This window comes from Citrobacter sp. TBCS-14 (assembly GCF_005280805.1).
GTDB classification, from domain to species: domain Bacteria; phylum Pseudomonadota; class Gammaproteobacteria; order Enterobacterales; family Enterobacteriaceae; genus Citrobacter; species Citrobacter gillenii.
On sequence record NZ_SZWM01001020.1, the window covers coordinates 1 to 23539 of the forward strand.

Here is a 23539-nt window from a genome sequence, read left to right on the forward strand (position 1 = left end):
TCGTCTGGGATATTTTCCGGCACGGATCATCGCTTTCATCGTTTTATTAGAAATCCCCGGGTTAAGCTGTTTTATGATGCCTTCGGTCAGACGAACCCGCTCCATTCTCGGATAACGCTTCAACCAGTCAATAACCTTCAGCGAAGAAACTGATTTCATCGTCTTGTATGTCATGACTGCTTCTTTTAACGGCCCACCAAGCGAAGCAAGCGAAATTATATCAAGTGCTGAGGTGGTTGCTATATACCAGCCTTGCGTATCAACCCAGTCAATATATTGACCGTCATTGAAGGCTATATCAACCATACGTACAAGACCATTGAGACACTGTAACCCAGTCGCAACAGTTCCAGCGGTAGCCAGGACAGCCAAAGGGGTACTCATCCCTCCCGTAAGCGGTACGGAGCCCACAGAGGCAGCCCATGCGACAGCCGTGAGTACGGCGGCTCCACAGGATAACACTGTTGATGCAATTTCTGTTCCGATTGACGGGTCTTTAACGGCTTCTTTGACGCTTTTCTCCATGCCTTCACGGGATAACTGCGTTGTCTGAGTCACAACGACATGGGTTATCTGATTTTGACCTGGAGCGGGAGAACGATGTGAGGGACGAACTAAAAATGAGCGATAACCGTCATTGTATATGATGCCTGCACCATAAAAATCACGCTGGCAGTCGAGAGCATCAGCCAGTGCATGAAAATCAAAATCAGTCCCCTTCGTCTGTCCCAGCATGCGCGACCAGTCATAACCTGGTAAATCATTACCTTCAGGATAAAACAAATGAGACATAATCATACTCCCCATCATCGACACAGGAAATGGCTTCGACTGTAATGACCGTACAGCGTTACGCTCGTCTTCAGGCACGCTACCGCCGAAGTTTCCGGCGTCTGCCATCTCCCCTGATAAAACGTAACCCTGTACTGACACGACTTCTCGTCGCGGTGATAAAGCAACACAGCACTCCGCCCTCAGGGCAGAATGCTGTAGATTTACTCTTAAGCTTCCAGCGGCGCACGCCAGTCGTCAGCACCGGAGGTGCCTGCCGAGACGTGTTCCCACTCGATTTTGCGATAGGCCAGTGAGACCTTAACCAGTTGCGTGAACTCGCGTTTGGTGTCGTCCTGGCAGTGCGGCATATTGCAGTCGATATCCACGATGGTGGAATCGGTCAGACGGGTGGTGAAGAAGTGCTCCTGTTTGCCTTCAACAGACGTGCGGTACCAGTGCAGTTCGGTGGTCGGCAGCATTTCACCGGAAGCCAGCGCGTTGTACAGTAACGGGACGGCTTTGTTCAACGCGACAGTGAAGATGAATGGCTTGTGAGAACGCTGACCGCTTGGCTGACCAGACTGCGGGTCGGTAGGGACGGTAACATTGTGGCTGAATTCCTGCACCAGCATCTCGTCTTCGTGGCCCTGAACATAAATATTACCTACAGATTCTGCGGTAAATGCCCGGTCAGTAATCAGTCCCTGGGTTTGTCCTTTAATTGAAATATAACACGGCGTTGGCATGTGTAACTCCTTTCTTAATTAACTCAATGTGAGCATCTCTACTGGTAACCATTAAGTTGGAAACCGTAATGTCAGATTCACCTTAATAATTGCTGTCGATGCAAGTATTAAAGTGCAGAATCGGACTTGTTAATAAAAATAATTACATGTGTGTCATGAATAATATTGTATCTGATGGGTTTCTTACTCCATTAACACCCGCGTTTACGAATGAGTCACGCGAACTCATTTTCTAAATCTATATATTTACTCAGTTATTGAAATTGTTTTGGTTGCCTGTCTTCTTTAGTTGGGTCTATGTATGATTTTGAAAAATAACAAATTTAAAATTTATAATGACATTGGATTGAATAGTTTATGCATTAAGTAACATTCGTATGAATACCATCGATAAAATAACCTTAACAGGTGTTTTCTAATTTGTGTTCTGCGCGTATCATACGCCTTAAAAATAGTGTTGCACCTTTTTTTTAACGATGCGGGAACAGTATAAAGGATGTCTTTACTGTATGGGTTATAATATCCACCCCCGCGTTATGAATGGAATTAGTAGATAACCAGACGGACTAACCATCATGAGCAACAATAAAGACGGCAGTATCGCTCCTAAAGAACGTATTAATATCCGCTACCTCCCCAAAGTTGAGGGACAAACAGCAGAAGTGGAATTACCGCTTAATCTGCTGGTCACTGGCGATCTGAAAGGGCGGGCAGATGACACGCCGCTGGATGAACGCCAGTCGGTTTCAATCAATAAAAATAATTTCGATGCGGTAATTGCAGAGTCCGGAATCGGACGGGACTTCACCGTGTTGTCGGCGCTCAGTGAGGTTTCTGGCGCCCGGATGGACATCAGCCTGAAAGTGAAATCAATGGCTGACCTCACACCGGACAATATTGCCGCCAGTGTGCCGGAGCTGAAAAAACTGCTGGAGCTGCGTGAGGCGCTAGTTGCGCTGAAAGGGCCAATGGGCAATATCCCCGCGTTTCGTGCTCAGTTGCAGGCGTTGCTGGGTAACGAGGAAACCCGCGAACAGCTGATTCAGGAACTGGGTCTCGCCGGTCAGAAATAATTTTGCACAAGGATTTCACTATGTCTTTACAGGAAGAAGTTACTCCCGTCGCTGCACCGGCGGCTACAGGATCTCTGCTGGATAACATTATGGCGCAGAGCCGCTTTCAGCCTGAGTCTGAAAGCTACGATATTGCCCGTCAGGGCGTGACCGCCTTTATCGCAGCCCTGTTGCAGCATGAAGCCGAATCAATCGATATTCTGGCAGTGAACGCCATGATTGCCGATATCGATGAACGCATGGGTCGGCAGATGGATATTATTTTCCATTCTCCTGAGTTTCAGGATCTGGAGTCATTCCTGCGCTCCCTGAAGCTGCTGGTGGAGCGTTCAGATACGCGAGAAAATATCAAAATCCACTTGTTGCATGTGACGAAGGAAGAGTTGCTCGACGATTTCGAGTTTGCCCCAGAAATCATCCAGTCCGGTTATTACAAGCATGTTTACTCCAGCGGATACGGTCAGTTCGGCGGTGAGCCTGTTGCGGCGGTGGTCGGCAATTATGCGTTTGGAAACAATGCGGCAGATATGAAGCTATTGCAGTACGTCAGCGCGGTCGGTGCGATGGCGCACGCGCCGTTCCTGTCATCGGTGGCCTCTGAGTTTCTTGGTCTTGATTCCTGGACGGAGTTGCCGGGTATTAAGGACATCAGCGCGATTTTCGAAGGCCCGGCTTACACCAAATGGCGCTCCCTGCGCGAATCTGAAGATTCCCGGTATCTTGGCCTGACGGCACCACGTTTCCTGCTGCGTCAGCCTTATGCGCCGGGTGACAATCCGGTGAAGAGCTTTAACTATCGCGAGAACGTCAGCCGCAGGCACGATGACTACCTCTGGGGCAATACGGCGTTTCTGCTGGCGGCGAATATGGCGGAGAGCTTCGCAAAATACCGCTGGTGTCCGAATATTATCGGTCCGCAGAACGGCGGCGCGGTGAAGGATTTGCCGGTGCATCTTTATGAGGCGATGGGGCAGATACAGGCCAAAATTCCGACCGAAGTGCTGATTACCGACCGTCGTGAATACGAATTGTCAGAAGAGGGTTTCATCACTTTGACCATGCGTAAGGGCAGCGACAGCGCGGCGTTTTTCTCAGCCAACTCGGTACAGAAGCCAAAAGTGTTCCCGAACACCCCGGAAGGCAAGGTGGCGGAAACTAACTACCGGCTGGGGACGCAACTGCCTTACCTCTTCATCATTAATCGTCTGGCGCACTACATCAAGGTGTTGCAGCGTGAGCAGATTGGTTCGTGGAAGGAGCGCGGCGACCTGGAGAATCAACTGAACACCTGGATACGTCAGTATGTGGCGGATCAGGAGAACCCGCCTGCTGACGTCCGTAGTCGTAAACCGCTGCGGCAGGCGAAAATTGAAGTGCTGGATGTGGACGGTGAGCCGGGCTGGTACCAGGTGGCGCTTTCCGTACGTCCGCACTTCAAGTATATGGGCGCCAGTTTTGAACTGTCGCTGGTCGGGCGTCTGGACAGGGAGTAGTCATGATAGCGGAACGGAGTATCGGGGGAAGTTTGTTTGAGCGTATTGGCGATGCGGTTGCGTCATCGCCGCGCCGCAGGCCGAAGACGGCGTTGATGTATTCCATCAGGCATAACCTGCAAAACATCCTCAATACCCGTTACGGTAGCTGTCACGGCTCGCCGGAGCTGGGGATTGCTGATTTAAATGATGAAGCCCTAGTCTCCAGTGATTTTCGCCAGGAAATTGGCCGGGGTATTCATGACTGTATCCTACATTATGAGCCGCGTATTGCGAAGGCGGTGGTGATTGCAGCCACAGCAGAGGGGCATTCTCCGCTGGAGTTGCGCTTTCATATTGTGGCGCGGATGAATTTTGCTGATGCAGCGGATGTCCTGGAGTTTGACATCCTGCTGGATAACCACCAGCACTATCAGGTGGAGTGAATATTATGGCTTTTGAAGAGCGTTACTACCGGGAAGAACTGGATTACCTTCGCCAGTTAGGCAAACTGCTGGCGGAGGACAAACCGTATCTGGCCCGTTTTCTGGCCGAGAAAGAAGGCGATCCGGACGTGGAGCGTTTGCTGGAGGCGTTCGCTTTTCTCTCCGGCGGCCTGCGGCAAAAGCTGGAGGATGAGTTCCCAGAGTTCACGCACGGGATTATCCGGATGCTGTGGCCTAATTATCTGCGTCCGGTTCCAGCCATGACGGTGATTGAGTACCAGCCTAAAAACAACCTGAATGCGCCCGTTCAGGTTTGTCGTGATGAGCTGGTCAGATCCTGCACCGTTAATGGTTCATTGTCTTCCGGTCAGGGGGTACTGGCCGACAGGGAATTAACCCTCCCCCCGGTTTGTCATTTTACGCTTGCAAGAGATCTCTGGTTACAGCCCTTGTACATCCAAGATGTGCATAACAACAGCACTCTCAAAGAGGGGATCATTGATATTGATTTTTCTGCCGGAAACGGGATATCTCCTCGCGACCTGGATTTGAATAAACTCACGTTCTGGCTGGGTAACGACGATGACTATACCCGCCATCAGCTCTATCTGTGGTTCAGTGAACGCCTGATGAACGCTGAATTAGTTTGTGGAGAGCATAGGGTATCGTTGCCAGATTTATGGCTGGATGCTGCCGGGTTTGAAAGTGAGGATGCGCTGTTACCGTGGCCTAAAAACGTCCACAATGGCTACCGGGTGCTCCAGGAGTATTTTTGTTACCCAGAGAGCTTCTTTTTCTTTCATCTTCGTGATGCTGCTCCATTGCCGGAGGATTTTCCGGTCGGCAATTTCACGCTGCGCCTGCGCTTTAACCAGCCGTTACCTGTTGATATCAAACTGCGCCGCAGTTCATTGCGGCTTCACTGCACGCCCGCCGTCAATCTGTTTGTGCATCATGCCGAGCCTGTCAGAGCGGACGGCAGCCTGGCGCAGTATCCGTTGCATGCCAGCCATAAGCATCCGGATTCTTATGATATTTTCCGCGTGAAGTCCGTTTCCAGCAAGATTGCAGCGTCAGACGATGCTTCTGATTTGGGAGAATCAGTTCGCCTCTGGCCTGAGTTTGAAAGTTTCAACCACCAGATTGAGTACAGTCGCCAGCGTGAGGTTATTTACTGGCATAACCGGATAAAAACATCGTTGCTCCATCGCGGTCTTGATCATGCCATCGCCTTTGTTCATGCCGATGGCGGCGTGCCGGAGGCTTCCCGGCTGAAAGGCGAGGTGATCACCGCCGAGCTGGTCTGTACCAACCGGATGCTGCCCGTGGGGTTGCATACTGGTGATATCTGCGTCTCCATCGGCAAAAATCCGTCCGTTGCTTCTTTCAGCAACATCATGCGTCCGACACGCCCGCTGTATCCGGTTATGGACGGTGATATGCACTGGTCGCTGATTTCCAGTATGAACCTGAACTACCTCTCTCTGCTGGACCGGGATGCGCTGGTGCAGATCCTGCGTACCTTCGATCTTCCTGGCGTTCACCACCCGCAGCAGGCCCGGCTCTCCCGGCAGAAGCTGGATGCCATTGAGAAGATGGAAACAAAGCCTGTAGACAGGCTGTTTAAGGGCATTCCCGTCAGGGGACTTGCCACTACGCTGTGGATGAATCCCGCGCCGTTTGTCTGCGAAGGTGAGGTATATCTGCTGGGAACCGTGCTGTCGCAGTTCTTTGCGCTTTACGCCAGCATCAACTCGTTCCACTGTCTGAAAATCATCAACACGGAAAGTCAGGAGGCCTGGGAATGGCAGAGCAGCGGTCAGCACGCCCTGATGTAGCGCAGGTGTTACCGCTTCCGGCAGACGTGCGCGGCATGAATTTCTATGTGCTGCTGGAGTCGCTGTATCGCCGCTACGGTGAGCGGGGCAGTGAACCTTCCCTGCGCACCGAACCGGAAGACGAGGTGGTGCTGTTCAAATCCGACGCCAGCATTGCCTTTCCGGGCAGTGATTTAAGCACCCTTGAGCGTAATGAGGCCAGACAGTTTTCCCTGACCACTAAATTTCTCGGTTTTTCCGGTAGCCAGTCGCCGCTACCGGGTTATTACCTGGACCGGATGGCGCGGGAGTCCGCGCAGAATGAAGAGGGGCTGAAAGAGTTCCTCGATCTGTTCAGCCATCGCTGGACGCAGTTTGCCTACCACGCCTGGCGTAAGTACCGCTATTACATCTGTTTTCGCAATGGCGGTACGGATACGTTTTCGCAGCGCATGTATTCCTTGGTGGGGCTGGGGAATCCGCAGGTGCGCAATAAGCTCGCTATTAATCACAGCAAGATGCTGGCCTATGCGGGCGTCCTGGCAACGCCGGGGCGTGCACCGGACGTGGTATGCAATCTGGTCTCCCACTGTTTTGATTTACCGGACGTCACGATTGACAGTTGGCAGTTACGTAAAGTTGCCGTTGAGCCGTTACAGCAGAACCGGCTGGGAGAGCGTAATCCGAAGACGCGAACCGCCGGGCATGTGGCCGGACGCTCCGTGCTGGGCGTCAATTTCACGCTCGGCGCGCGTGTGCCGGATCGCAGCGGTAAATTTCTGCTGCGGATAGGCAATCTGTCGATGAAGCGTTATCTGTCATTTCTGCCTGATGGTGAACACCATCAGGCACTGCAGATGTTTATCTCTTTTCTGCTGCGCGACCAGTTAGCGTGGGATTTGCAGTTGTGTCTGGCACCTTCGCAGGCGAAGGGGATGCAACTAGGGGATAAATCCAGTACCCGTCTGGGCCGTACCGGTTTTATCGGTCTGCCGAAGACACCGCCTTACGTCACCCTCCACATCAGGGAGTAATTTTATGGAACAGTCTGTGGTTGCGGAACAACAACAACGTGGCAATGTATCACTGACCTTACAGGTGATGAACGGTAACGAACTGGAAAGCGGGCGTGCCGCGAGGTGCCTTTTTTCCGGCGATGGCGGTGAAATTGGCCACTCGGAAGGCTGCCACTGGCCGGTGCAGGACCGGGCCGGATCGATTGCCGGGCGCGCCTGCGCCATTGTCAGCCACGACGGCGCATTCTGCCTGCGCAGCCTGATGCCGGGACTGATGATTAACCTTGCACCGGTATCGACGGATGCCGGACTGGTGTGCCTGCGCCAGGGCGATGAAATCAGCCTCGGCGCGCTGGCGTTGAAAGTCTTCCTACATGAAGGGAAACGTGTCAGCTATGGCGAGCAGATGGCGACGCCGGAAAGTATTGTGACACAGCGCGACAGTCTGGTGGAGGCTTTGATCTCCACCGACGGTCAGCCGGAATATCCGGGGATGCAGCAGCGCCATCATCTTACCTCCACGGTAGTGAATAGCTTTTCGTCCGATCCACTACAGGTGTTGCAGAGTGAAAGTCTGACGACAGCACCGCAAAACATAGCTTACGGGCAGCGTACGGTGCCGTTGTCCGATCAGAAAGCGAACGGCGGGATCGACATGTCATTTATGGATCTGCCGCCGGTTTACGCCGATCCGCGTGATGATGAATTCGCTACAGCGGAGATGGCGCAGAAACACCTGGCGGTAACGCCGCTGTTACGCGGGCTGGGCAGCACGCTCAGCGTACAAAATTCACAGGATGCCGATGCCTTTCTGGAAGAGACCGGGCGCGCCCTTCAGGCTGCCATTCAGGGGCTACTTGATTTGCAGCATAGCCAGAACTGCCTGTCGGACAAGCACCTGCGTCCGCTGGAAGATAATCCGCTGCGCCTCAGTCTGGACTACGCCACGGCACTGGAGGTGATGTTTGCCGAAGGCAAAAGTCCAGTACATCTTGCCGCGCCTGCGGCCATTCGCGAGAGCCTGCGTAACGTCCGTCACCACGAAGAGGCCAACCGTGCGGCGATTGATGAGGCGCTGCACGTCATGCTTGACGCGTTCTCGCCGCAGAGCCTGATGCGCCGTTTTATCCAGTACCGCCGCAGCCATGAACTGCGTCGTGAGTTGGATGATGCCGGGGCATGGGGGATGTACCGTCATTATTACGATGAGCTGGCGTCGGACAGGCAGCAGGGATTCTCCATGTTGTTTAACGAGGTTTACGCCCAGGTCTATGACCGGGTGCTGCGTGAAAAACAGCAGGAGCCATATGTATGAGACGGGCTTTCGTCATGCTGGTGTTTGTGCTGGCTGGCGCGCTTGGCGGCTGCACGATGAGCAAAAAGATAGGTCAGGTCATCGCCGATCCCGGCATTCAGGTCGGCGACATGAAGGATCAGCCTTCGGATCTGACCGTCACGCTGCTGACGGAGCCAGACACCAACCTGAATGGCGAAGGCGAGGCCGCGCCAGTCGATGTACAGCTGGTGTATCTGAGTGACGACTCGAAATTACAGGCGGCGGATTACGATTTGCTGGCGACCACGTCGCTGCCGGATGCACTGGGAAAAAATTATCTCGACCATCAGGATTTTACCCTGCTGCCGGATACCCTGAAAACGCTGCCCGCCGTAAAGCTTGAAGAAAAAACGCAGTTTATCGGCATCGTCGCTTACTTTTCCGACGACCAGACCAGTGAATGGAAGCAAATAGAGCCAGTGGAAGGAACCGGGCATCAATACCGCCTGCTGGTCCATGTGCGACAGAACAGTATTGAAATGAAAATAGAGGACAACTGACGATGGCCACAATGAAAAACCGGGTGCTCTGGCAGGAAGGCATGTTCGCACTGCCGCAGCACTTTCAGCAGCAGCAGCGCCATAATGACGCCATGCTGTGCGAGCGGCTGGAGGCGCAGGGGGATTTTGCCTGGGGATTTACGTTGTTGTCGCTGAACACCGAACTCCTTGCGCAGGGCAAAGTAATGATTGACTGCGCCGCAGGCTGTATGCCGGACGGCACCGTGTTCCGTATTCCCGATCAGGATCTGCTGCCACAGCCGTTTCAGCCAGGTGCGCTGACCTCGCCGGGAAGCCATAATATTTATCTGGCGCTGCCTGTCGCCGCCCACAACATCAGTGAAGTTCAGGGAGTACGCAGCGCCGGTCAGAGCTCGGAGCGATACAGCGTGACTCGGACCGATGTGCGCGACGTGCATACCGATGACGGCGATATGCAGTCGCTGACGCTGGGCCAACTGGCGTTCAGAATTGTCAGCGGCGCGGAGGATCTCAGCGCGATGGTGGTGCTGCCGCTTTGCCGTATCCGCAGCGGGCAATCCGGCGGGGCGCTGGTGCTGGACGAGAATTTTATCCCGACCTGCCAGGCGCTGCGCGTCAGCCCGGTGCTGAACCGGTTTGCCGGTGATGTTCAGGGGATGATTGCCACCCGTGCGGTCGATCTGGCGAAGCGCATTGGCTCACCGGAGCAGAGCGGTATCGCGGATGTGGCGGAATTTATGATGCTGCAACTGCTTAACCGCAGCCAGATGCATTTCTCGCATCGTGCACGCCTGCATACCCTGCATCCGGAAATCTTTTATCTGGATCTGACTCAGTTGCTGGGCGAACTGATGACCTTTACCGAGAACAGCCGTCTGCCCAGTGAGGTGGAACCCTACGATCATCGCGATCTGACGCTGTCCTTCAAAACGGTGATCCCGGAGTTGCGTCGGGCGCTCAATATTGTCCTGCAACCGCGTGCGCAGAACCTGCCGCTGATTTTCACCGAAGGGGTGTATCTGGCGACCGTCAACGATCTGGGACTGCTCCATTCCGGCGCATTTGTGCTGGCCGTTCGCGCCCGGATGCCGCACAACCAGCTTATTCTCCAGTTCACTCAGCAGTCGAAAATCGCCGCCACCGACAAAATCCGCAATATGGTCAGCGTGCAGGTGCCGGGTATTCCACTGCGCACGCTTCCGGCGGCACCCCGCCAGCTCCCGTACCACGACGGCTATGTCTACTTTGAACTGGAAAAAGGCACTTCCGCCTGGCAGGACGTGGTAAAAGCGGGCGCGCTGGCGATGCATATTTCCGGCACCTTCCCGGAGCTGGATATGCAGCTGTGGGCGATAAGAGGCTAAGGTGATGAGTGAACTCGTTCTCCCTGCAGAATCAGACCGCGCCCCGTCCGGTCGTCAGTACCGTCTGGGGCTTCGCGGTAACAGCCTCAACCCGATGATCGACGCTGCCACGCCGCTGCTCGGCATGGTAATGCGCCTGTCGGGCATGAACAGTCAGACGATGCCGGAACACCTGTTTGCGCAGGTGGTAACGGACGTCCAAGCGGTAGATCAACTGTTGCAGGAGCAGGGCTACGAGCCGGGCGTTATCGTGTCGTTTCGCTACATTCTCTGTACCTTTATTGACGAAGCGGCGCTCGGCAACGGCTGGTCGAATAAGAACGAATGGATCAAACAGTCGCTGCTGGTCCATTTCCACAACGAAGCCTGGGGCGGGGAGAAGGTGTTCATTCTGCTGGAGCGCCTGATGCGTGAGCCAAAGCGCTACCAGGATTTGCTGGAATTTTTATATATCTGCTTTTCGCTGGGCTTTCGCGGGCGCTACAAGGTGGCGCATCAGGGGCAGGATGAGTTCGAACAGATTTACCGTCGGCTGCATCATGTCCTGCATGGGCTTCGCGGTGACGCGCCGTTTCCGCTGCTGCATCAGGATAAAAAAACGCAGAGCGGACGTTATCGGTTGATAAAACGCCTGACGGTCAGACACATTCTGCTGGGCAGTACAGTAGTGCTGGCGCTGGTGTATCTATTTTATCTACTGCGCCTGGACGGCCAGACCCAGGACATTCTTCATCAGTTAAACCGGCTGCTTGCCAGGTAAGGACACCGAATGATTCAGATTGATATCTCCACGCTGGTAAAACGGCTGAACGCGTTTTCCCGTCAGTCGCTGGAAATGGCGGCAACGGCCTGTATGAGCCAGCAGGCCACGGAAATTACAGTCAGCCATGTGCTGTTGCAGATGCTTGCCATTCCGCGTTGCGACCTGCGCGTCATAGTGGAGAAGGCGGAGATTGGCGTGGCGGAGCTCAAACAGGCGCTGACCGTGGAGCACTATGCCACCCTGCGCCACTCGGACAGTTACCCGGCCTTTTCGCCGTTGCTGGTCGACTGGCTGCGCGATGGCTGGCTGTTGGCGTCGGCGGAGATGCAGTCCGGCGAGCTGCGTGGCGGTATTCTGCTGCTAGCGCTGCTGCATTCTGTATCACGCTATGTGCCGCCAGCCGCCGCCCGTCTGCTGACCGGTATTAACCGCGACCGTCTGCAACAGGATTTTTCCGACTGGACGCGTGAGTCGATGGAGTCGGTAGTGCCGGACGGGGCTAAATCAGCATCTGCGGTGATACGTTTAGACGACAGCCTGCTTGCCCGTTACGCGAAAAACATGACCGAAGACGCTCGTAACGGCAGGCTCGATCCGGTGCTATGCCGGGACAATGAAATCGACCTGATGATCGACATTCTCTGCCGCCGCCGCAAGAACAACCCGGTGGTGGTCGGTGAAGCCGGTGTCGGCAAAAGCGCACTGATCGAGGGGCTGGCGCTGCGTATCGTCGCCGGTCAGGTGCCGGACAAGCTGAGAAATACCGATATCATGACCCTGGATCTCGGCGCGTTACAGGCTGGAGCCGCGGTGAAGGGCGAGTTTGAAAAACGCTTTAAGGGGCTGATGGCCGAGGTTACCCAGTCGCTGGTGCCGGTGATCCTGTTTATTGATGAGGCGCATACGCTGATTGGCGCGGGCAATCAGCAGGGCGGTCTGGATATCTCTAACCTGCTGAAACCGGCGCTGGCACGCGGTGAGCTGAAAACCATTGCTGCCACCACCTGGAGCGAATACAAAAAATACTTCGAAAAAGATGCTGCCCTATCGCGCCGCTTCCAGTTAGTGAAGGTGAGCGAGCCAACAGCGGTGGAAGCGACCATTATTCTGCGTGGCCTGACGGCGGTGTACGAGCAGTCGCACGGCGTGCTGATTGATGATGATGCATTGCAGGCAGCGGCAACATTAAGTGAGCGCTATCTTTCCGGGCGTCAGTTGCCGGACAAGGCCATCGATGTACTGGACACCGCCTGCGCCCGTGTGGCGATCAACCTCTCCTCGCCGCCGAAGCAAATTTCGGCGCTGACCACCCTGTGCCATCAGTATGATGCGGAAATCCGCCTGCTTGAGCGGGAAATTCGTATCGGCCTGCGTATGGACGGCGGGCGGAGGGATGAAGTCCACGCGCAGTATGAAATGGCTCAGGCAGAGCTTCTGTCTCTGGAAGCCGCCTGGCATCAACAGCAGACTCTGGTGCAGGAGATTATCGCCCTGCGCCAGGTATTGCTGACGGATGTGGCGGAGATGAACGACGATGTGGTGAATGACGACGCTATACCGAAAGACGAAACGGTCTCACCTCTTCTGGCAGAGCGTCTTGCCGCATTGAGCGCTGAGCTGGGTGCCCTGCATCACTCGCAACTGCTGGTCTCCCCGCATGTGGATAAAAAGCAGATTGCCGCTGTTATCGCAGAATGGACCGGCGTGCCACTTAACCGCCTGTCGCAGAATGAAATGTCAGTCATTACCGACCTGCCGCAGTGGCTGGGCGAGACCATCAAGGGCCAAGAACTGGCGATTAAGCACCTGCATAAACATCTGCTGACTGCGCGCGCCGACCTGCGCCGTCCGGGGCGTCCGCTCGGTGCGTTCCTGCTGGCGGGGCCAAGCGGCGTCGGTAAAACCGAAACCGTCCTGCAACTGGCGGAACTGCTTTACGGCGGGCGTCAGTACCTCACCACCATAAATATGTCGGAGTTCCAGGAGAGGCACACCGTTTCTCGCCTGATTGGTTCGCCGCCGGGCTATGTCGGCTATGGTGAGGGTGGCGTGCTGACCGAGGCCATCCGTCAGAAGCCATATTCGGTGGTGCTGCTGGATGAAGTAGAAAAAGCGCATCCGGACGTGCTCAACCTGTTCTACCAGGTGTTCGACAAAGGTGAAATAGCCGACGGCGAAGGGCGGATGACCGACTGTAAGAACATCGTCTTCTTCCTCACCTCCAACCTCGGTTATCAGGTGATTGTGGATCATGCGGACAGTCCGAAAGTGATGCACGACGCTCTGTATCCGGTGCTGGCCGACTTCTTTAAACCAGCGCTGCTGGCGCGCATGGAAGTGGTGCCGTACCTGCCGCTGTCCCGCGACACGCTGGCGGTGATTATCACCGGGAAGTTGGCGCGACTGGATAATTTATTACGTACCCGCTTTGGTGCGCAGGTGGTGATTACGCCGGGCGTGACTGATGAAATCATGAGCCGCGTTACCCGTGCGGAGAATGGTGCCAGAATGCTGGAGTCGGTTATCGACGGTGAAATGCTGCCGACGCTCTCCCTGCTGTTGTTGCAGAAAATGGCGGCGAACACTGTTATTGCCCGTATCACGCTTGATGCGCAGGACGGCGCGTTTACCGCAGACGTTGAGGATGCGGTGACAGATGAAGAAAGCGCGATATGAGACTTTCGGCCAGCTTGCTACTGCCCCTGCTGTTGATAACCCCTTCGCTATACGCCGGTGAGACGCCGGATGCGCAGGCCACGATTAACGCCATGTCGACCTGCCGGAAAGAGCCTGCCGCCCTGGAGCGTCTGGACTGCTATGACCACATTCTGGCGCCGGTTCGCCCGGAAGGTTTTGCCGGGGCGCTGGTAAAAGCGCGTTACGACGGCGAGGCGTGGACGCGCGCGCTGGAGCAGGAAAAGCAGCGCACGGATAACTCCATCGGGCTGCTAATAACCCGCATGGAAGGGGAGCGTCCGACGGTGATTATCACCACGCCCGCCATCGGTAGCCTGCCGCCGCGCCCGGTGCTGATGTTCAGTTGTGTGGACAACATCACCCGGATGCAGGTTGCACTCACTTCTCCTCGCCGGGAAAACGATATTCCGGTGGTGCTTGTCACGGACCGGAGCCAGTTCCGCTCCAGTTGGTTTGTGCGCGAGAACGGCTCCCTGCTGGAAGCCAGTCGGGGGTTGTCGGGTATCGACGAAATTAAACAACTTTTTGGCGCAAAAACACTGACGCTGGATACCGGAACCGACAGCGCGACTGGAAAACTGACCTTTAACATCGACGGATTGGCGCAGACCATTGCGCCGCTGCGTGAAGCTTGCCACTGGGCGGGGGAATAACGAGATGGATATACACAACCCGGAAGTCTGGTTATCACACCTGCTGGAGAACCTGCCGGAAAAGAAGCTGGCCGGTAAGCTCGGCGACGACAACCCGCAGTGGGAATATATCGACAGTGAGATTGTTAAACTCGGCTCGATGAGTCATACGCAGCTTGATGTGCCGGAGATTCAGCGCCGGGGGCTGGCGCTTCTGGCCTCTGAGAGCAAGGATTTTCGCCTAGTGTCGCACCTTCTGCGCACGTTGCAGCACGCGGGCGATCACCTGCTGGCACTCAGGATGTTGGCGCAGTATGTCAGCTACTACTGGACCGTTGCCTGGCCGCAGAATGCGGAGCATAAAAAGCGTTTTGCCGGGCAGATATTGAAGCGCTTTGAACTCGGTATTGCCGGTTTTTCTGCATCCCCGGATCCGGAACGGCGCGATGTCCTGCTGGGGGAACTGGCGAAGCTGGCGCTATGCTGGCAGGAGAGCGGGATGCCGGAGCTGGCTTCCGCCACTGATGACCTGTCTGCGCTGTATCAGCGGGCGTTTCGCGACGACTCATCTGCGGCATCAGCACCATCTGCTGCGGTTGCCACAACTCCCGCAACCGTTACGACAGCGCCTGCTACGGTGGTGACTGTCGACAGCCATGACGATAAAGCCTGGCGCGACACGCTGCTGAAAGTGACGGCCATCCTCTGTGAGCGTCAGCCCGCGTCGCCGCAGGGTTACCGTCTGCGCCGCCATGCGCTGTGGCAGAACATTACCAGTGCGCCGCAGGCGGAAAGTGACGGACGCACGCCGCTGGCCGCTGTATCTGCCGATATGGTTGCCGATTATCAGGCGCGTTTTGCCCGTGCCGATATGGCGCTCTGGCAGCAGGTGGAACAGAGCCTGCTGCTGGCGCCGTACTGGCTGGATGGGCACCATCTTTCGGCACGCATTGCGCAGAGCCTGGGTTACAGCTATGTGGCGCAGGCCATCCGCGACGAGGCCTGCTACTTCCTCGCGCGTCTGCCTGCGCTTGGTACCCTGTTGTTTAACGATCGCTCGCCGTTTATCAGCGATGCCACCCGGCAGTGGCTGAGCGATGAGCCGCAGATGTCAGCGGTGTCTGTTGTCGCAGCGGATGATGCGACGCAGCAGGTCTGGCAGTGCTATCAGGAGCAGGGGCTGGAAGTGGCGCTGGCGCTTCTCGAACAGCTGCCGGAAGGCGGCCCCCGCACGCATTTTTACCGGGAATACCTGACGGCGCAGCTGCTTGAAGCGTCCGGTATGGTGACGATTTCCCGTCAGCATTATCACACCCTGTACCAGTTTGCACGGCATATGACGCTTGCGGACTGGGAACCGGAACTGTTGCAACAGCTGGAAGACCGAGCCAGAGGATAACAAGGAGCGTTTGTGTTCAGAGTACCAACCCCCAGGATGTTCAGCGGTCTGAGTTCCATGCTCAGACCTGCAATGCCCCGGCTTAAGGTGTCCGCGGCCTGGCTGCTGGCGCTGGCATGGATTTTTCTATTGGTGTGGATCTGGTGGAAAGGCCCGGCGTGGACGCTGTACGGGGAGCACTGGCTGATACCACTGGTCAACCGCTGGCTGGTAACCACCGTCTGGGGGCTGCTGGCGCTGGTCTGGCTCACCGTCAGGGTGGTGAAACGCCTGCAACTGATTGAGAAACAGCAGAAGCAGCAGCGTCAGGAAGAGCATGATCCACTCACCGTTGCGATTAACCGCCAGCAGCGCTACCTCGACCGCTGGCTGCTGCGGCTCCAGCGCCATCTGGATAGCCGCCGTTACCTGTGGCAGTTGCCCTGGTATGTGGTGATAGGACCTGCGGACAGCGGTAAAACGGCGCTTCTGCGGGAAGGATTTTCGGCGGATATCATTTATACCCCGGATGCCCTGCGGGGAGCGGAGCAGCGGGTTTATATCACGCCACATATCGGCAAACAGGCGGTGATATTCGATACCGATGGTGCGCTGACGGAAACGGACGACGGCGACATGCTGCACTGTCGCCTGCGCGAGCACTGGCTGGGCTGGCTGGTGCAAAAACGCACGCGTCAACCGCTGAATGGCCTGATCCTGACGCTGGATTTGCCCGATTTACTGATCGCAGACAAGCGGCGTCATGAACAACTGGTGCAGATGCTGCGCAGCCGTCTGCAGGAGGTTCGCCAGTCCCTGCATACTCGGTTGCCGGTCTACATTGTGCTGACGAAGCTGGATTTGCTGACCGGTTTTGCCGCATGGTTCCGCGCGCTGGACCGGCGCGATCGCGACCGTATCCTGGGCGTGACCTTCACCCGCAATGTCCATGAAAGCAATGACTGGCGTACTGAACTGAACGCCTTCTGGCTGGCATGGGGCCAGCAGATGAACCAGGCGCTGGTGAATCAGATGCTAACGCAGTCCTCACCGGCGCGCAGCGCGGCATTCAGCTTTTCCCGCCAGATGCAGGGCGCGGGGGAGGTTATCGCCCTGCTGCTGGATGCGCTGCTGGATGGTGAACATCAGGACATTATGCTACGCGGCGTGTATCTGACCTCTTCCCTGCAACGCGGCCAGATGGACGATATTTTCACCCAGTCCGCAGCCCGTCAGTATGGTCTTGAAAACGGCTCCCTGACCGCCTGGCCGCTGGTGGACACCACGCCGTATTTTTCCCGCACCCTGTTTCCGGAGGTGCTGCTGGCCGAGCCGAATTTTGCCGGGGAAAATCGTCTGTGGCTGGCTGGTTCCCGCCGCCGGATGAGCATCTTTACTGGCTGTGGCGCGGTGGCAGCGCTTCTGCTCATCGGGGGCTGGCACCACTGGTACAACGAGAACTATCGCGCTGGGCTGACCGTGCTGGCACAGGCGAAGTCGTTTATGGATGTCCCGCCGCCGCAGGGAACCGATGAGTCCGGCCAGCTCCAGCTGCCGCTGCTGAATCCCGTTCGCGATGCCACGCTGGCCTACGGCGACTGGGGCGACAGAAGCTGGCTTGCCGATATGGGGCTGTATCAAGGGACGCGCGTCGGTCCCTATGTGGAGCAGACCTACCTGCATCTGTTAGAACAGCGTTATCTCCCGGCCCTGTTTAATGGCCTGATGAAAGACCTGAATAATGCGCCGCCGGAATCGGAAGAGAAGCTCGCCGTCCTGCGCGTTATCCGTATGCTGGAGGATAAAAGCGGGCGCAATAATGAAGTGGTGAAACAGTTTATGGCGAAGCGCTGGAGCGAACAGTTCCACGGCAAGCAGGATATTCAGGCGCAACTGATGTCCCACCTCGACTACGCCCTGGCGCATACCGACTGGCGAGCGCAGCGCCAGAAAGGCGACGCGGACGCTATCAGCCTGTGGACGCCGTATGACAGACCGGTGGCGGTGGCACAGAAAGAACTGAGTAAGCTGCCGGTGTATCAGCGGGTGTACCAGAGCCTGAAAACGCGAGCTCTGGGCGTGTTGCCTGCCGATCTCAGCCTGCGCGATCAGACAGGTCCGACCTTCGACAAGGTGTTTGTCTCCGCTGACGACAGCCGGCTGATAATCCCGCAGTTTCTGACCCGTTACGGGTTGCAGAGCTATTTTGTGAAGCAGCGTGATGAACTGGTGGCGCTCACCGCAATGGATTCCTGGGTGCTGGCGCTGACGCGCAACGTGACTTACAGCGATTCCGATCGTACCGAAATTCAGCGCCAGCTTACCGAACAGTACATCAGCGACTACACCGCCACCTGGCGGGCGGGTATGGATAACCTGAATGTCCGCGATTATGAATCGCTGACGGAACTGACGGGGGTGCTGGAGCAGATTATCAGCGGCGACCAGCCTCTGCAGCGGGTGCTGACGGCGTTACGTGACAATACCCGCTCTCCCGTATTGTCTGAAAAACTGGATGATAAATCCCGTACCGACGCGCAGGCAGAATCTGACTGGCGGCTGCTGAATCGTCTGGGGCATGAGTTCGCACCGGAAAACAGCACGCTGGAAGAGCAGAAGGATAAGGGCAGCGCCTTACAGGCGGTTTACCAGCAACTGACCGAACTGCACCGCTATCTGCTGGCGATACAGAATGCGCCTGTACCGGGTAAATCCGCCCTGAAGGCAGTGCAGCTGCGGCTCGACCAGAACAGCAGCGATCCGATTTTCGCCACCCGCCAGATGGCGAAAACCCTGCCTGCGCCGCTTAACCGCTGGGTAGGGAAATTGGCCGATCAGGCCTGGCATGTTGTGATGATCGAAGCGGTTCACTATATGGAGCTGGACTGGCGTGACAACGTGGTGAAAACCTTCAACAGCAGGCTTGCGGATAAATATCCGTTTAACCCGCGTGCAAAAGACGATGCCTCGCTGGATGCGTTCGAACGGTTCTTTAAGCCGGACGGCGTGCTGGATACGTTTTACCAGCAGAACCTGAAACTGTTTGTGGAAAACGGTCAGGGGATAAACGGGGATGACAATGTGATTATTCGCGAAGATATCCTCAGACAGTTAGACACCGCGCAGAAAATCCGCGACATCTTCTTCAGCCAGCAGAACGGGCTGGGCGCGCAGTTTGCGGTGGAAACCGTATCGCTGTCGGGCAATAAGCGCCGCAGCGTGCTGAACCTGGACGGACAGCTGGTGGATTACGCCCAGGGCCGCAACTATACGGCGCATCTGGTGTGGCCGAACAATATGCGTGAAGGCAACGAAAGCAAGCTGACGCTGATTGGTGCGGGCGGTAATGCGCCGCGCAGTATCGCTTTCAGCGGTCCGTGGGCGCAGTTCCGCCTGTTTGACGCGGGACAACTGACCAGCGTGCAGGACGGTACCTTTACCGCCCGTTTCGGCGTTGATGGTGGCACCATGACCTATCGCGTCCATACGGATACGCAGGACAACCCGTTTGCCGGAGGACTGTTCAGCCAGTTCAGCCTGCCGGATACGCTGTACTGAGGGAATGACAATGAGTACGGATACGCAGATGATTATAACAGGCAAGGATCCGCGCGACCTACCGGAGTTCAGCGCGATGCGCGAGGAAATCAACAAGACCAGCCATCCGGCCCAGCCGGTGATGAACTGGACGCTGGTGGAGTCGCTGGCGCTGAGTATTTTCAAAGCGAATGGCGTGGATCTGCATACTGCCACGTACTACACGCTGGCCCGCACGCGCACGCAGGGGCTGGCTGGGTTCTGTGAAGGCGTGGAGCTGCTGGCTGCACTGATAAGCCGTGAATGGGATAAGTTCTGGCCGAAGGAAGGTCCGGCGCGCACGGAAATGCTTGACTGGTTCAACGCCCGTACCGGCAACATCCTCCGCCAGCAGCTGGCGTTTTCCGCAGCCGATCTACCGCTGCTGTACCGGGTGGAACGGGCGCTACAAGTGATATGCGACAAGCTTCAGCAGGTGGCGCTGAAGCGTATCCCGCGAGTGGAAAACCTGCTCTATTTTGTGCAGAACACGCGAAAACGCTGGGAGCCGCAGCCAGCGATGAATGTGAAGGATATGTCGGCAAAAACGACGGTGCGGACGCTGGTCTATATGCCGGAAAGCGCGGAAATCATGAGCATCCCGGAGCCGCCGCTACCGGAATTGCCGGAGGTGAGGGTGGCCGTTCATGGCGTGACAGCGCCTCCGCAGGCTGCCTGTGCAGCGAAACCGGGAAGCTCCGTGAAAGGGTGTGTCGCTGGTGTTTTATGTAGTGCGGCTGTCGCCGCAGCAGTCTGGTGGTGGCAGGTTTATCCCTTGCAACAGCAGATTGCCGCCGTGCGTGACACTACGCAGGGGGCGGCGACGATCTGGCTAGCATCGCCTCAACTGAATGACTATCCGCAGCGGTTACGACAGCTTACAGGTACTTCACCGCTACAACCGCTGGAAGCCGCTCAGCAGATGGTCCGTCTGGCAGACAGCCGCTGGCCGGGAAGCCTACAACAGCAGCAGGCCACGGCACAGTGGAACACCACCCTGAAAGAGCGGGCGGCAAACAGTCCGAAGATGCAGGGCTGGCAACAGAGCAGGACGGATTTACGGTCGTTCGCCGAACTGCTAGTACAGCGTGAACAGGCGAAAGCAGGGTTCACACTCTCTTATATCAAAACCATCGTTTACCAAGCCGAACGCACGCTGAATCAGGAGACTCCGCTGGAGTATCTGCTGACGCAGTACCAGCAGGCTCAGTCTGCCGGAAAAAGCACCGATATGCTGGCAAAACAGATTAATGAACGGCTGGACGGTGTGTTAAGCCGCTGGTTGTTACTGACGCAGAACCCGCTGCCGGAAGTACTGGACGTTAAACCCGGAAAATAACCCTCAGTTGAAAGGAGTATCACTATGGCAAATCTTGTTTATCTGACGCTGAACGGCCAGTTACAGGGACTGATTTCGGCTGGCTGTTCATCGCTGGCCTCCATCGGGAATAAGGCGCAGGTTTCGCATCTGGATCAGATTATGGTGACCAGCATTAAGCATGGCTTAAGCCGGGCGCAGAACGTCAATCACCAGACGGTGGATATCAGTAAACCGGTGGATAAATCCACGCCTCTGTTGAGTAAGGCAATCAATGAAAATGAATGCCTGACCTGTGATTTTGAGTTTTACCGTACCAACCGTTTTGGCATCAATGAGGTGTATTACAAGCTGAAGCTGATCAACGCCAGAATAGCCAGAATCAACCTGCAACTGCCTCATACTATCCTCAACAGCGAAGGACAGGCGGAAGAGGTGATATCGTTTACCTACGAAAGTATCTCTCAGGATCACTGTATTGCCGGAACCAGCTCGTTCAGCCTGTGGAGCGAGCGGATATTTTAACGGGGTGTCTGTGAACCATCAGATATCCGATCCGGTCGGAATGCCGATGCCTTTTGTAAGCGTTATCCGCAGGCGGTTGCCGGAATTGAGAAAACCTGTTTAATGAAAGGCTGGGAAATTCCCGAATGGCCGTACTGGTGTTTTTTACCGATAGCTTACTGGATGATTCTGTTTATGGGCAAACAGCGCCGACAATGCACCAGAGAAGTATGGCTGGAAATGAAGAAATTCCAGGTGCTGGTAACCTGTTGATATAGTAAGGGGATTTATTCTATCTATCCATTCAGCACAACTGTGTGCCCTGACGGAAACGCCCATTGCTGATTCACTGCCGGTGGATGTTTTTTTGCGGTTTCCGGAGTGGTGTATTTGCGTCAGAACGCCGGGAATGCTTATGACCGGGGAGCCATTATACGGGTTCTGGGCGATGGTGAGCCTGGATGTGGTGAATAATAACCGCCGTATTGGCTACGGGTACGAAAAATGCGAGCTTACAGAAATTACAGGCTTGTGTGCCGCATGAGGTAATTGAATAGATGGAAGCCTTAAAGGAACCCGGCGAAAGCACTGCGCAATTTATCGTGACCGCCCTCTAAGGGGAGATAAAGCGCCGCCAGCGCCGAAAGAATCAGGAAGTGCAAGAAGACTGACTGAATATCAGTTAGGCTCTGCAACTTGGTTTTTTATTTGATCCTCACTGGCGGTCTGTAAAGTCCCCTTTGTTTTATGCGGTACCTGGTATGACATCATTTAAATGGTCACAGGGTGGTTACTGATAGCGGTTTACCAGATCCTTAACCACGGCTGCATAAGTTTTTTGTCTGAGCTGAGTGATTTGTGGTTCTGTCATCGGCGCCGGCGTTTTTTCGGCCAGCGGCTGTTGGCTACTGTATTCGTAATTGATCGGAGACCAAGTGGCCCATTCTCCGGTTGCCACGTCCACCAGAGCGAAACGTATCAGGTAACGCAGTGATGTGGAACCGGACAATGTTTCACCACGGTAATCCGACCAGATGGTTGCTTTTGTCGCGGCGTCGTTCCTGCCGGTTTGTAGTGTATCCCAGTAAACAATAACGGCTTTCTGTTGCCCTTTTGCCGCAATATAACGCAGCGCCTGCATATAGTTCATATTTTCGCTGGCGACGGCATTCCCTTCTTCCATTTTGACTTTGTTGCAGGAAAGGGGCTTCTGCCTGTCTGGAATACCGGAGAATGTTGATACTTGGTAGTACCTTCCCATCTCCTGCTGCATGGTCATTTCCGGCGCACGACTGCCGGACTGAACCAGAATAACGGCAGAGTTCAGCGGTACACTGAATTTCCCCCCATCGAGTGCAGCCTGAATATCCTCTTCTGAAACCGCCAGCGTGGTTTCATTGCCAAAAATATCTTTATCCGTGAGCTTCGTTGTTGCATCTTTACTAATGCTGTCCTCTGTCCGGGGAACGCTGGTTTTTTTCGCATCAATGGGGGAGTGTACGCAACCGTTTAATAAAAATGTTGCCATACATAAAAATATCGTTAACGTGATGTTCATAAATGATCGTCTCTCATGAATACTGACTGTTTACTCTGATTGTTTCAGTCTGGCATGTTTTTTAATTATATGCTTTTTGTAATGTTTATGAAAATTAAGTTTTATATTTGTATCCTCAATAAAACATTTCATTCTATAAGTAATGATATTTCTTTTGCATTTTTTGAATGATCTCTGAAATGTGCATGCAGTTTTTTGTGGTTTTTTAATGTTAACTTGCAATGATATTGTGTACTTCTAGAAGATAGTAATAAAAATTTGATATGAATGCTGTGCCTTATTACAGTAACAATTTTTCCATGCTGGCTTGGGTAATAATTGGTGAGGCCGTTGATATTATAAGAAGAAAACGAGTGGGTGATAGAAATAAATTATTTTTAACGGGAGGACGCGACGATCTGGTCAGCAAAATCTGTTATCTGAGTCCTGAATGTTTTCTTAAAAATGATAACTGGAGGATAAGAACAGAAGGTGAATATATTATACTTCTCTGTCAATATTATTGATACTCAGCCACGAGGGGCATATGTGGTGCTGCAAAAAATTCTTGCGTGCTCTCTTAATTTATCCTATCCGAAAATGGAGCA

The 23539-nt window shown here is 54.9% G+C and carries 18 protein-coding genes; 15 read left to right on the top strand and 3 right to left on the bottom strand.

All coding sequences use genetic code 11. The annotated features are described in order from the left end of the window. Positions 1 to 792, bottom strand: a 792-nt coding sequence (locus tag FDX22_RS22720; RefSeq protein WP_186805444.1) for a hypothetical protein, incomplete at its 3' end; no start/stop codon positions are given. Between the two features lie 209 nt (positions 793 to 1001). Next, on the bottom strand, positions 1002 to 1520 hold the full coding sequence (locus tag FDX22_RS22725) for an Hcp family type VI secretion system effector (RefSeq protein WP_135911413.1): 519 nt from the start codon (positions 1518 to 1520) through the stop codon (positions 1002 to 1004). A 575-nt stretch (positions 1521 to 2095) separates the two neighbouring features. On the opposite strand from FDX22_RS22725, the gene tssB reads away from it, so the two are divergent. From tssB to FDX22_RS22800, 15 genes are read left to right on the top strand one after another with little or no spacing between them, the layout of a single operon-like run. After that, positions 2096 to 2593 carry a type VI secretion system contractile sheath small subunit gene (gene tssB / locus FDX22_RS22730; RefSeq protein ID WP_135911414.1) on the top strand — a complete coding sequence of 166 codons (498 nt, stop codon included), beginning with the start codon at positions 2096 to 2098 and terminating at the stop codon, positions 2591 to 2593. A gap of 20 nt (positions 2594 to 2613) precedes the next feature. Continuing rightward, on the top strand, positions 2614 to 4086 hold the full coding sequence (tssC, locus tag FDX22_RS22735; protein ID WP_135911415.1) for a type VI secretion system contractile sheath large subunit: 1473 nt from the start codon (positions 2614 to 2616) through the stop codon (positions 4084 to 4086). A gap of 2 nt (positions 4087 to 4088) precedes the next feature. Continuing rightward, positions 4089 to 4511, top strand: a complete 423-nt coding sequence (tssE, locus tag FDX22_RS22740; RefSeq protein WP_135911416.1) for a type VI secretion system baseplate subunit TssE — start codon at positions 4089 to 4091, stop codon at positions 4509 to 4511. Between the two features lie 5 nt (positions 4512 to 4516). After that, positions 4517 to 6349 (top strand): type VI secretion system baseplate subunit TssF, encoded by a 1833-nt coding sequence (gene tssF, locus FDX22_RS22745; protein ID WP_146717818.1) that lies wholly within the window; start codon positions 4517 to 4519, stop codon positions 6347 to 6349. Continuing rightward, positions 6316 to 7362: a type VI secretion system baseplate subunit TssG gene (gene tssG / locus FDX22_RS22750; protein WP_135911418.1), complete on the top strand. Its 1047-nt coding sequence runs from the start codon at positions 6316 to 6318 to the stop codon at positions 7360 to 7362. The genes tssF and tssG overlap by 34 nt, the downstream gene beginning before the upstream one ends. 4 nt (positions 7363 to 7366) lie before the next feature. Then, a complete protein-coding gene (gene tagH, locus FDX22_RS22755; protein WP_135911419.1) occupies positions 7367 to 8659 on the top strand; it encodes a type VI secretion system-associated FHA domain protein TagH in 1293 nt (430 codons plus the stop codon). Next, entirely contained in the window at positions 8656 to 9180 is a 525-nt protein-coding gene (gene tssJ / locus FDX22_RS22760; RefSeq protein ID WP_146717819.1) for a type VI secretion system lipoprotein TssJ, read from the top strand. Before tagH ends, tssJ begins: the two co-directional genes overlap by 4 nt. Positions 9181 to 9182: 2 nt before the next feature. Next, positions 9183 to 10526, top strand: a complete 1344-nt coding sequence (gene tssK / locus FDX22_RS22765; protein WP_146717820.1) for a type VI secretion system baseplate subunit TssK — start codon at positions 9183 to 9185, stop codon at positions 10524 to 10526. Between the two features lie 4 nt (positions 10527 to 10530). Further along, positions 10531 to 11286 (top strand): type IVB secretion system protein IcmH/DotU, encoded by a 756-nt coding sequence (gene icmH, locus FDX22_RS22770; protein ID WP_146717821.1) that lies wholly within the window; start codon positions 10531 to 10533, stop codon positions 11284 to 11286. 9 nt (positions 11287 to 11295) lie between these two features. Then, positions 11296 to 13965 (top strand): type VI secretion system ATPase TssH, encoded by a 2670-nt coding sequence (gene tssH / locus FDX22_RS22775; protein ID WP_146717822.1) that lies wholly within the window; start codon positions 11296 to 11298, stop codon positions 13963 to 13965. Further along, on the top strand, positions 13962 to 14639 hold the full coding sequence (vasI, locus tag FDX22_RS22780; RefSeq protein WP_146717823.1) for a type VI secretion system-associated protein VasI: 678 nt from the start codon (positions 13962 to 13964) through the stop codon (positions 14637 to 14639). The genes tssH and vasI overlap by 4 nt, the downstream gene beginning before the upstream one ends. A 4-nt stretch (positions 14640 to 14643) precedes the next feature. Further along, complete coding sequence (tssA, locus tag FDX22_RS22785; protein WP_146717824.1) at positions 14644 to 16017, top strand: type VI secretion system protein TssA; 1374 nt, start codon at positions 14644 to 14646, stop codon at positions 16015 to 16017. Between the two features lie 12 nt (positions 16018 to 16029). Continuing rightward, positions 16030 to 19554, top strand: coding sequence for a type VI secretion system membrane subunit TssM (tssM, locus tag FDX22_RS22790; protein ID WP_146717825.1), 3525 nt, complete (start codon positions 16030 to 16032; stop codon positions 19552 to 19554). A 4-nt stretch (positions 19555 to 19558) separates the two neighbouring features. Beyond that, the gene (locus FDX22_RS22795; protein WP_370317741.1) at positions 19559 to 20911 is read left to right on the top strand and encodes a VasL domain-containing protein; all 1353 of its coding nucleotides are present in this window, start codon (positions 19559 to 19561) and stop codon (positions 20909 to 20911) included. A gap of 24 nt (positions 20912 to 20935) precedes the next feature. Next, positions 20936 to 21415, top strand: a complete 480-nt coding sequence (locus FDX22_RS22800; protein ID WP_146717827.1) for an Hcp family type VI secretion system effector — start codon at positions 20936 to 20938, stop codon at positions 21413 to 21415. Between the two features lie 769 nt (positions 21416 to 22184). On the opposite strand, the gene FDX22_RS22805 is transcribed toward FDX22_RS22800, so the two are convergent. Continuing rightward, the gene (locus tag FDX22_RS22805) at positions 22185 to 22952 is read right to left on the bottom strand and encodes a hypothetical protein (RefSeq protein ID WP_146717828.1); all 768 of its coding nucleotides are present in this window, start codon (positions 22950 to 22952) and stop codon (positions 22185 to 22187) included. Positions 22953 to 23539 lie beyond the last annotated feature (587 nt).

Coding starts and splice junctions, on each gene's coding strand:
- FDX22_RS22725 (WP_135911413.1), bottom strand. CDS start 1,520: ATGCCAACGCCGTGTTATATTTCAATTAAAGGACAAACCCAGGGACTG.
- tssB (WP_135911414.1), top strand. CDS start 2,096: ATGAGCAACAATAAAGACGGCAGTATCGCTCCTAAAGAACGTATTAAT.
- tssC (WP_135911415.1), top strand. CDS start 2,614: ATGTCTTTACAGGAAGAAGTTACTCCCGTCGCTGCACCGGCGGCTACA.
- tssE (WP_135911416.1), top strand. CDS start 4,089: ATGATAGCGGAACGGAGTATCGGGGGAAGTTTGTTTGAGCGTATTGGC.
- tssF (WP_146717818.1), top strand. CDS start 4,517: ATGGCTTTTGAAGAGCGTTACTACCGGGAAGAACTGGATTACCTTCGC.
- tssG (WP_135911418.1), top strand. CDS start 6,316: ATGGCAGAGCAGCGGTCAGCACGCCCTGATGTAGCGCAGGTGTTACCG.
- tagH (WP_135911419.1), top strand. CDS start 7,367: ATGGAACAGTCTGTGGTTGCGGAACAACAACAACGTGGCAATGTATCA.
- tssJ (WP_146717819.1), top strand. CDS start 8,656: ATGAGACGGGCTTTCGTCATGCTGGTGTTTGTGCTGGCTGGCGCGCTT.
- tssK (WP_146717820.1), top strand. CDS start 9,183: ATGGCCACAATGAAAAACCGGGTGCTCTGGCAGGAAGGCATGTTCGCA.
- icmH (WP_146717821.1), top strand. CDS start 10,531: ATGAGTGAACTCGTTCTCCCTGCAGAATCAGACCGCGCCCCGTCCGGT.
- tssH (WP_146717822.1), top strand. CDS start 11,296: ATGATTCAGATTGATATCTCCACGCTGGTAAAACGGCTGAACGCGTTT.
- vasI (WP_146717823.1), top strand. CDS start 13,962: ATGAGACTTTCGGCCAGCTTGCTACTGCCCCTGCTGTTGATAACCCCT.
- tssA (WP_146717824.1), top strand. CDS start 14,644: ATGGATATACACAACCCGGAAGTCTGGTTATCACACCTGCTGGAGAAC.
- FDX22_RS22795 (WP_370317741.1), top strand. CDS start 19,559: ATGACAATGAGTACGGATACGCAGATGATTATAACAGGCAAGGATCCG.
- FDX22_RS22800 (WP_146717827.1), top strand. CDS start 20,936: ATGGCAAATCTTGTTTATCTGACGCTGAACGGCCAGTTACAGGGACTG.
- FDX22_RS22805 (WP_146717828.1), bottom strand. CDS start 22,952: ATGAACATCACGTTAACGATATTTTTATGTATGGCAACATTTTTATTA.